The sequence below is a fragment of the Shewanella sp. BJSY2023SW007 genome (assembly GCF_047314525.1).
Lineage (GTDB): Bacteria > Pseudomonadota > Gammaproteobacteria > Enterobacterales > Shewanellaceae > Shewanella > Shewanella chilikensis.
Genome location: NZ_JBKORL010000048.1, coordinates 1 through 6,939 on the forward strand (window position 1 = coordinate 1; position 6,939 = coordinate 6,939).

Genomic DNA, 6,939 nt, shown 5'->3' on the forward strand with positions numbered 1-6,939 from the left:
CAGAAGTGAAACGCAATCGCGCCGATGGTAGTGTGGGGTCTCCCCATGTGAGAGTAGGTCATCGCCAGACGCCTAACAAACAAAAAAGCCCTAGCATTCAGCTAGGGCTTTTTTGTTTGTCTCGCTTCCAGCGAGCACGACTTAACATGCAGCCCAAAGCTGCTGGCGCAGTGTGTGCCCCTCAGCTCGCAGCTACAGCCATCTATCAAGCTGTGCTTGATGAGCAGATGTCTTTCGCCCCCATGTGAGATGGTGCTGTGGATATGTTGAGAATGGCTCGACTGGTTTATCTGGTCAGATTTATCCAATCTCTGATCTATCCAGCGCCTGGAGCACAGAGATTTCACCCGACCAGTATCCTCAATGAAGGTATTCCAGGCTCGGGATACTTGCTCAACAATTTGCTCCTAGCAATCGAATATTCGGTTGGAAAGACAGTGTAGTCTGAACCATTGTCAAATTTGCTCCATCGGGTTCTGCTCCGGGGGAATAGGCGGACAGTTTAATCAAAGTGAGATTTGAGAAAACCATTGCCGTATCCATAGTATGCCAGCCTGCGCCATCAAGGATGACCTCTGCAGAGGTGATTTGGGACATCTGCATCGACAAGACAGGGATAATAAAAAGCCAGCTTAGGCGGCTGGCTTAGGGCTTACTTTGAAAACTCTGTAAGGATTTTATCAAGAATCGGTTGGTTGGCATCCGGGAAGGTGTATTCCGGGAGCTGTTCCAAGTGCACCCACTCGACTTGCTGTCCTTCTACGCCATAAGCCGTACCATTGAATTCCGTAACCAGGTGAATATCCAGTAATACCTGTTTGTCCGGGTAGTCATAAGACAACAACATAAAGGGAGTGGAACCTGCTATGTTGAGGCCAACCTCTTCCGCGAGTTCTCTGGCAAGCGCTTGGGTGACGGTTTCGCCCATTTCGACTTTACCGCCGGGGAACTCCCATTTTCCACCTTGATGCAGATGCCCATGGCGCTTGGCCAGTAGGATCTGTTTACCGGATTTGATAATGCCGACTGCGACATGAACTCTTTTTGTCATGATTGATCCTTGAAGAAATTGCCTTCATCGTAACCCAGCTCATCCAGCATTTGCTGATCAAATTCTGGCTTCACCGGGATAGCATGTTTCTCTGAGGCCCAATCTCCAAGATCGATGAGTTTACAGCGCTCGCTACAGAAGGGCTTGAATTTGGATTCGGGGCTCCATTCCACCTCTTTTTGACAGGTGGGGCACTTAACTGTGATAGGCATTTTTGTGTCTCTCGGGCTAACTGATGGCGCCCATGGTAAAGAGTTTAGCCGCAGGTCGCCAGTAGGAATTTGACGGTTTTGTCGGAATGCTTTTGTTGTTCGAACTGGACAAAATGAATGGCAAAGCGGTTTCTGTGACCACTAATGGTGGGGTAGCAGCCTTGCTCAGCATCCAGCTTGACTCTGACCAGCGACAGGCTTTGTTGGCTATCGCCTTGATAAAAGCCGGCATGGGCTACAGCTTCTCGGTACTCACAGCTCATGCGGGTTAGTTGCAACAGCAGGCTGATAGGTTGCAGTAAACTCCTGAAGTGGTTAGTCCATTGGCGATACTCTTGGCTGCGTTCTTCCCAAGGTTTCGCCAGCCAAAAGTGGAGTTGTGGCAGATCGAAGTTACAGCAAGCACCAGGCATACTGAATCTCTGTCTGAGCGCCGATATAAATCTGTCTTGTTTCAGTTGGCTACCTGGACGCTGCGGGCGTTGCAGCTCTTCTCTGGCATGGGAGAATTGTTCAAGATAGTGCTGCAGCTGTTGTTGATCGACTTGTTCCTGCTGTTGCCAGTTTTGCAGTTGGATTAATTGGCGGTCGATGTCTTTGATGACTTCGCTGCGGTAATCACAGCGTTCGGTAAGTTCACAGAGAGAGAAAAGCGGATAAAAGCATCTGTGTTGATGATCTTGCAGCAGGTTGTTATCCAATTGACGAGCGAGATATTCCAGGCGCAGATAACTACGGATCTTTTCATTTAGCGGCTGTTCGAATATCAGTTCTGTCGTGTTCATGAATTTTTAATGTCTGCCAGCTGTAAGTATTTATTATGCAGCGCCAGTACCTGGGCCTGTAACGCGTCGATCTCTCCCTGATTGTCAATCACATCATCGGCCTTATCGAGTCGGCTCTGGCGGTCGCTCTGGCTATTGATAATGTTTTGAACCTGCTCCTTAGACACCATGTCCCGTTCAATAGTTCGCTGCAATTGTAATTTGGGTGAAATATCTACGACTAATGTGCGATCTGCCAGTTTGTCCAGGCCGTTCTCAAACAGTAAGGGAACCACCATAATGACATAAGGAGAAGCCGCCATCTCAAGCTGTTCCAGCATGCGGGTGCGTATCATGGGATGCAACAGGGCATTGAGCCATTCCCTGTCTTGCGGATGATGAAATATCTGTTCCCTCAGCGCCGCCCTATCCAAGCAGCCATCGGGTGTCAGCATCTGCGGGCCAAATTTATCGCCAATTTGCTTAAGGCCATCTGAGCCCTTGGCGACAACTTCTCTGGCGATGATATCGGCATCAACCAAGACGATTCCCTGCTCGGCAAACAGATTGGCTACTGTCGTTTTACCGCTGCCTATGCCCCCCGTGAGGCCTATAATAAAGTTCGCCATTTAAAGTGTTCCCAAGTACCAGTCAACTATCTGTTGCCCCCACACCATGGCAACCCAACCGGCTATGGCAATATAGGGGCCAAAGGGAATGGGGTTACCCCGATTGAGGTTCTTGAACACTATGAGTAACACACCTACCAGGGCGCCCACCAAAGAAGAGAGCAGAATTATCAGTGGCAGCATCTGCCAGCCCAGCCAGGCGCCGAATAGAGCCATCAGCTTGAAATCGCCATAACCCATGCCTTCCTTGCCGGTGATTAATTTGAACAGCCAGTAGATAGACCAGAGGCTTAAATAACCGGCTGCGGCGCCTATGGTGGCATCGGTAATGCTGGTAAAAGTGCCGGAGATATTAATCAGTAAACCGAGCCACAGCAGCGGCAGGGTTATCTGGTCAGGCAACAGCATCTCATCCAAATCTATGCCGCTGAGGGCTATCAGTCCAAAGGTCAGAATAGTTGCATAGGCAAACTGCAGTGTTGGACCAAAGTGCCAAGCGAGCGTACAAATGAGTAGGGCAGTCAACAACTCGAACAGAGGATATCTTGCCGAGATCTTGGTCTTACAGGCAGCGCATTTGCCGCCAAGCATCAGGTAACCGATTATGGGTAAGTTGTGCCAGGGTTTGATATGAGCACCACACTTGGGGCAGGCAGACTTCGGCAGCAACAGATTGTACTTGGCCGGGTAGTTATCTATCGGTGCATTGAGCTTGGCTTCACCTATCTGTTTGGCGAATTCGGGCTGGTATTCCTGCAGGTATTGATTGCATTCCTGCTGCCATTCGCGCTTCATCATTACCGGCAGGCGGTGGATTACCACATTGAGAAAGCTGCCTATCACAGAGGCAAACAGAAAACAGAGAACAAGAAAGAGCCACAGATTGTGGCTCAATATGGCAATAAAGTCTGACATCGAATATTACACTGCCCTAAAAATGGTGTTAAAAGTGCTGCTTGTTATTATTGCACCGGCTTTGATACTGAGGCTTAACCTACCACGTTACCCATTTGGAAGATAGGCAGGTACATACCTACAATAAGGCCGCCTACCAGAGTACCTATCACCACCATCATAATGGGTTCAATCAGGCTGGAAAGCCCGTCTACGGCGTCATCTACCTGCATCTCGTAAATATTGGCTATCTTGTTGAGCATATTATCCAGCGAGCCGGATTCTTCACCTATCATCACCATCTGGATCAGCATATCGGGAAACAACTTGGTGGTACGCATGGCCACGTTCATCTGCATACCGGCCATCACTTCGGTACGTACATTCAGCAGGGCCTTGCGGTAGATATAGTTACCGGAGGCGCCGGCGGCAGACTCCAGGCCATCAATCAGCGGTACCCCGGCGGCAAAGGTAGTGGCCAGGGTGCGGGCGAAACGGGCCATGGCAGCCTTATGGAGAATTTCGCCAATCAGGGGAATTTTAAGCACCATTTCATCGATACGGTTACGAAACTTTTCCGAGTTGCGATGGGCGCGGACAAACAGCCAAACCCCGATAACAATTGCCGCGAGAAACAGATACCAGGTACTTTGCAGCCAACGGCTTATATTAACTATCAACTGGGTAAAGGCGGGCAGTTCGGCGCCAAAGCTGGCAAAGATACTTTCGAACTGAGGTACTACAAACAGCAATAGCAGCACAGTAACTGCTATGGCAACCACAACTACCGCCGCGGGATAGAACATGGCTTTTTTGATCTTGGACTTGAGCGCTTCGGCTTTCTCTCTGTAGGTCGCGATACGGTCAAATACCGCATCCAGAGAGCCGGAATGTTCCCCGGCGGCCACCAGGTCGACATAGAGATCGTCGAAATAAGCCCTGTGGGGGCGCAGGGCATCGGAAAGGGGAATACCGGCCTGAACATCGGCCAGCACAGTGCCCAGCAAAATACGCACCTTGTTTTTCTCATGGCCGCGGGCAATCAACTCGATGGAGGTCACCAAGGGCACACCTGCGGCCAGCATGGTGGCTATCTGGCGGGTGATCACCGCGATATCCATCGGCTTGATTTTTTTATCACCGCCAAAGAGAGAGGCAGACTTTTTACGTACCAGTTTGGGATTAATCCCCTGGTTTTTCAGCAAGCTTTTGATTTCGGCAATGCTGGCGCCGCGCAATTCGCCGGAGCTTTGCTTGCCATCGCGGTTAAGACCTTTCCAGGTGAAGGTGTAGATCTTGGCTTGAGCCTTGGCACCTTTGGTTTTGGCTTTATTGTTTTTAGCTGTTGCCGTTGCTGTGGCCATAATAGTTCCTTGGAATAAACGGTTTGCCGTGCCTGCATATTATTTTAGTCGGATTACCCCTGGCCCGCCTGCAGCGAATGGCGTTAAGCACTTATGTTGTGGCGCTTATGCTATGGCACTCACGCTTTGGCACGCAGGCTTTGGATATCACTGTCGCTGTCTGGCTTGGCAGGCATCAGTAACTGGTTACCCGGTTGACCTCGGCAATGCTGGTGACGCCCTGAATGACTTTAAGCAGGCCAGACAGGCGCAAGTCCCTCATTCCCTGCTGCTTGGCGGTAGCGGCAATCTGCAGTGAATTACCGCCTTCCATAATGGTTCTGGCAATTTCATCGGACATCTTCATCACCTCATAGATACCGACCCTGCCCTTATAGCCACCGGAGCAGTGCTCACAGCCGCAGGGCTTATAAACGGTAAAACCGCTATCTATCTGTTGTTGGCTGAAGCCCAGCTGCAGCAGTTCATGCTCGGGGACATCTTCCGCTTGTCGGCATTCGGGACAGAGACGGCGGGCCAGGCGCTGGGCAATAATCAGGTTGACCGAACTGGCAATGTTGTAGCCGGGTACGCCCATATTGAGCAAACGGGTGAGGGTTTCGGCCGATGAGTTGGTGTGCAGGGTCGAGAGCACCAAGTGGCCGGTTTGGGCCGCCTTGATGGCGATTTCGGCGGTTTCCAGGTCACGAATTTCCCCCACCATCACCACGTCAGGATCCTGACGCAGGAAGGAGCGCAGCGCCGAGGCGAAGGTTAACCCGGCCTTGGGGTTGATATGCACCTGGTTAACCCCTTCGAGGTTAATCTCCACCGGATCTTCGGCGGTGCTGATATTGCGCTCCTCGGTATTGAGAATATTGAGGCCGGTATAGAGGGACACGGTTTTTCCCGAACCCGTGGGGCCGGTAACCAGGATCATTCCCTGGGGTCTTGCCAGCATCTCCAGATAGGCTTGTTTCTGGTCTTCCTCATAGCCGAGCTTTTCTATGCCCAACTGCGCTGAAGAGGAGTCGAGGATCCGCATCACTATTTTTTCGCCCCAGAGGGTGGGCAGGGTGCTGACCCGAAAATCTATGCTCTTGTTGCGCGACAGCCGCATCTTGATGCGGCCATCCTGGGGCACCCGGCGCTCGGCGATATCCAGCTTGGACATTACTTTCAGTCGCGCCGATATACGCCCGGAAAGTGAAATTGGCGGCTCGGACACCTCATGGAGTATGCCATCGATACGAAAACGGATGCGGTAGCGCTTCTCGTAGGGTTCAAAATGCAGATCCGATGCGCCCTTGCGGATGGCATCGGTGAGAATTTTATTGATATAGATGACGATGGGGGCATCGTCCTTGCCTTCAGTCTCTTCATGTTGGCGCTTGTCGGTATCTGTGACTTCAATGCCGGCGAGGGATTCTTCATCCAGGCCATCGAGATCCAGCGAGCTCAAGTCCTCTTCCAGTACCTTTTCCAGCGCCTTGGCTAATTTGTCCTCTTCGACCAGTATCGCTTCGGCATGCAGGCCGGCGCTGAACTGAAAGTCTTCCAGGGCGGCGATATTGGTGGGATCAGAGGTGGCGATATAGAGGCGGTTGCCGCGCTTGAACAGCGGCAGACATCTGTGTTTGTCGATCAGCTTCTTGTTGAGGAACTCATCCGGAATGCTGCTGAGGTCAAACTCATTGAGATCCAGCAGCGGGGTGCCGTACTCCTCATAACAGAGCTCGGCTATGCTGCGGGCAGATAAAAGCTTGCTGGTCACCAGGGTGGTGACCAGGGCTTGGTTGCTGTTTTGCGACTGCTTGATGGCCTCCGTCAGGCTGCTCTCATTGAGCAGCCCCTTACGGATAAATAGCGTCGATAATCCTAAGTGGAGGCCTGTTGTTGGCATTAATTAATCATTTAATCGAGTTTAAGTTAATAATGGACTCTTTTAATTAAGCGCGAATTCAACTCCGAAGTGCACCACTCGCTAAATTAGGCTGCCTTGCGTAATTCATTGAATACCGCAATAGGTTGCCTGAAGCCGAGGCA

Annotated in this window: 7 protein-coding genes; all 7 read right to left on the reverse strand. The window is 51.2% G+C overall.

Annotation, left to right across the window (positions count from 1 at the left end):
- Positions 1 to 652: 652 nt before the first annotated feature.
- The 7 genes from mutT to pilB all read right to left on the reverse strand — a co-directional run bounded on the left by mutT (position 653) and on the right by pilB (position 6,796).
- On the reverse strand, positions 653 to 1,051 hold the full coding sequence (gene mutT / locus ACMHXE_RS08005; protein WP_101055951.1) for an 8-oxo-dGTP diphosphatase MutT: 399 nt from the start codon (positions 1,049 to 1,051) through the stop codon (positions 653 to 655).
- Positions 1,048 to 1,263, reverse strand: coding sequence for a DNA gyrase inhibitor YacG (gene yacG, locus ACMHXE_RS08010; protein ID WP_039033599.1), 216 nt, complete (start codon positions 1,261 to 1,263; stop codon positions 1,048 to 1,050). The genes mutT and yacG overlap by 4 nt, the downstream gene beginning before the upstream one ends.
- Before the next feature lie 44 nt (positions 1,264 to 1,307).
- Complete coding sequence (gene zapD, locus ACMHXE_RS08015; RefSeq protein ID WP_165564352.1) at positions 1,308 to 2,048, reverse strand: cell division protein ZapD; 741 nt, start codon at positions 2,046 to 2,048, stop codon at positions 1,308 to 1,310.
- Entirely contained in the window at positions 2,045 to 2,656 is a 612-nt protein-coding gene (gene coaE, locus ACMHXE_RS08020) for a dephospho-CoA kinase (RefSeq protein ID WP_101055953.1), read from the reverse strand. The genes zapD and coaE overlap by 4 nt, the downstream gene beginning before the upstream one ends.
- Positions 2,657 to 3,571 carry a prepilin peptidase gene (locus ACMHXE_RS08025; RefSeq protein ID WP_248953049.1) on the reverse strand — a complete coding sequence of 305 codons (915 nt, stop codon included), beginning with the start codon at positions 3,569 to 3,571 and terminating at the stop codon, positions 2,657 to 2,659. It lies immediately after the preceding gene.
- A 74-nt stretch (positions 3,572 to 3,645) separates the two neighbouring features.
- A complete protein-coding gene (locus ACMHXE_RS08030; protein WP_413731920.1) occupies positions 3,646 to 4,914 on the reverse strand; it encodes a type II secretion system F family protein in 1,269 nt (422 codons plus the stop codon).
- Between the two features lie 175 nt (positions 4,915 to 5,089).
- Positions 5,090 to 6,796, reverse strand: coding sequence for a type IV-A pilus assembly ATPase PilB (gene pilB / locus ACMHXE_RS08035; RefSeq protein WP_413731922.1), 1,707 nt, complete (start codon positions 6,794 to 6,796; stop codon positions 5,090 to 5,092).
- Positions 6,797 to 6,939: the final 143 nt, after the last annotated feature.

Excerpts from the sequence above, each read along its gene's own strand:
- mutT (WP_101055951.1), bottom strand. The coding sequence starts at position 1,051 with ATGACAAAAAGAGTTCATGTCGCAGTCGGCATTATCAAATCCGGTAAA.
- yacG (WP_039033599.1), bottom strand. The coding sequence starts at position 1,263 with ATGCCTATCACAGTTAAGTGCCCCACCTGTCAAAAAGAGGTGGAATGG.
- zapD (WP_165564352.1), bottom strand. The coding sequence starts at position 2,048 with ATGAACACGACAGAACTGATATTCGAACAGCCGCTAAATGAAAAGATC.
- coaE (WP_101055953.1), bottom strand. The coding sequence starts at position 2,656 with ATGGCGAACTTTATTATAGGCCTCACGGGGGGCATAGGCAGCGGTAAA.
- ACMHXE_RS08025 (WP_248953049.1), bottom strand. The coding sequence starts at position 3,571 with ATGTCAGACTTTATTGCCATATTGAGCCACAATCTGTGGCTCTTTCTT.
- ACMHXE_RS08030 (WP_413731920.1), bottom strand. The coding sequence starts at position 4,914 with ATGGCCACAGCAACGGCAACAGCTAAAAACAATAAAGCCAAAACCAAA.
- pilB (WP_413731922.1), bottom strand. The coding sequence starts at position 6,796 with ATGCCAACAACAGGCCTCCACTTAGGATTATCGACGCTATTTATCCGT.